Here is a 1683-nt window from a genome sequence, read left to right on the forward strand (position 1 = left end):
AGTTTCAAGAAAAACGGATGATTATTGATGATAGCTGGGCCAAGGTACTCTATGCTCACCGCTATCCTAACTGGATGTCTGATCGTCTTATTCGAGATTTAACAACACTAGGATTTGAACTAGCTATTACTATTCATGCAGAACCATATGAGAATGTTGAAATCTTAGAGAAGATTGACGATGCAGAAACAGATGCTGAAATTGGTAAGCTACGCTCTAAGCGTAAAGCTGCTCAATCTGGTATCTTTGATGATGCGGTCGTTGCTGGTCGTGACCAAGAAATCTCAGAAGCTACCAAGAAGTGGCGAGATGAGATTACTGAGTATGATCAGAAAATCTTCTCTGGTTTGATTGCAGTGTATTTTAAAGCAGATAGTCAGGAGGAACTACAACGTAATGAACAAAAGATTAAGCGTGCTGGCCGGAAGCTAGGGGTAGAATTTGAAGATCTCTATTATTACCAGGAAGAGGCTCTAAATACGATTTTACCTATCGGGGAGTGCTTCGTAAATGTGAAGAAGAATTTCATGAGAAAGATGACTACAGCTAATATTGCTACGCAAGTCCCTTTTACTAACGTGGATTTGAAGTCTGACAGCTCACTTGCTCGCTACTATGGTCAAAATCAATTATCAAACAATATCATTACACTAGACCGAAAACGTGATCTGAATACGGGTTCAGGTGTTGTACTTGGTTCCTCTGGTTCTGGTAAATCTACTACGATTAAAGGTGGAGAAGTCATTCCGACTTTACTGAAATATCCAGAAGATCGAGTAATCATTGTGGATCCCGAAGATGAATATTCTGATATTGGCCGTGCTTTCGGTGCTCAGATGGTGGATATTTCGATTGGATCTAAAACACATATCAATCTCTTAGATCTACCGGATCTAGACCGTTTGGACGATGAGGATGACGATCCAATTGGAGATAAGGCAAACTTGTTGATGGGATTGTTTGAATCTATTCTATCTGAGGTGACAGATGCACAGATTGGGATTATTGACCGGGTAACAGGTGTGACTTATGAGCGTTATTTGACAGAGAATTTCACTCCAACGTTAAAAGAGTGGCACCAGGTATTGAAGGAACAACCAGAGCCAGAAGCTCAAGATTTGGCTTTGGCGGTAGAAACCTATACAACTGGTTCTCAAGATATTTTCGCTCACAATACCAACGTGGATCTCAATCATCGCTTTGTTATCTTTAATCTGAAGAAGTTGTCGCATAAGTTGAAGCCGTTCGCTTTGATGGTTATTCAGGATTATATCTGGAATCAAATTGTAGAGAATCAAGGAAAATGTACTACATGGGTGTACTTTGATGAGATGCAGATTCTGTTTAAGAATAAGGCTCAAGCAGACTTCTTTACTACGTTATATTCACGGATTCGGAAATACGGTGCGATTCCAACAGGAATTACCCAGAACGTTGAAACGTTAGCTGCTGTTGAAGAAGGTCGTAAATTGCTCTCAAACAGTGAGTTCATGATTTTGCTCAAACAAAAACCCCAGGATTTGGCTATCTTAAAAGAGATTGTTAACTTGACTGACAAACAGATTCGCTACTTGGCTCGACCAAAAGCTAAAGGTACTGGCTTAATTGTAGCAGGGCCGGTTGTAGTGCCATTTGAAAATCCAATACCTAAGAATACTAAGTTATATAACTTAGTCGCAACAG

At 40.0% G+C, this 1683-nt stretch carries 1 protein-coding gene; it reads left to right on the top strand.

From position 1 onward, the window contains the following. Positions 1 to 1683 (top strand): VirB4-like conjugal transfer ATPase, CD1110 family (locus HMPREF2837_RS05135; protein WP_075230711.1); only part of this gene is annotated, 1683 nt, incomplete at both ends.

Source organism: Streptococcus sp. HMSC071D03 (assembly GCF_001812125.1).
In the GTDB taxonomy this organism is placed as follows: Bacteria; Bacillota; Bacilli; order Lactobacillales; family Streptococcaceae; genus Streptococcus; species Streptococcus pseudopneumoniae_N.